General features: G+C 33.5%; 1 pseudogene. It reads right to left on the bottom strand.

What is annotated here, in order from left to right:
- Positions 1-248 precede the first annotated feature (248 nt).
- Positions 249-568: pseudogene (locus tag ACS8FD_RS23345) on the bottom strand (hypothetical protein); the annotation flags it as partial.

Below are 568 nucleotides of genomic sequence, written 5' to 3'. Positions count from 1 at the left end.
AATGTGAGGTTTAGCTTTTTGAAGTAAGGCATATGAGTTAAGAAAGATCAATTTAAATAGTCTTTATTATCATAACGACCAGATGAAGTGATATTTTAACAATGTCAAAAACGCATTCTATTTGTTGATAAATGGGCTAACGTAGCAAGTAAGATTCAGTATCTTGAGAAATAACTGACAAGTTTTTGTATTACCCAAAAAAACACCTGATAGCAATTCTATTAGGTGGTTTTTCAATAATTACAGTATTATAAAGTGGATGTCAGTACTGTATTCATTTGCTCTTCTGTCCAAGGACGCAGATTAACAATTTTGAGCGGTTTGCCTTTTTCGTCAATAAAGACAACCATATGTTGTTGTTGCCCCCATAATGGTAACCAGCCTGCTACATTAGGATATAAACTAGTGTGCTTATCGATTTCTGTTATATTATTGGCGGCTTCCAATTTAGTTAAGTCGTAAGCCTTAGTTTTTATTTCAGGATAGGCTTGTTCGATTGGATAGTATAAGGCAGGCTGATGCGCTATCTTAGCACCTAATTTATTGCCAAATTTTAAGTCTTTAATTT

Source organism: Psychrobacter sp. 1U2, assembly GCF_051847575.1.
This window is presented reverse-complemented; position numbering and strand designations above follow the sequence as displayed.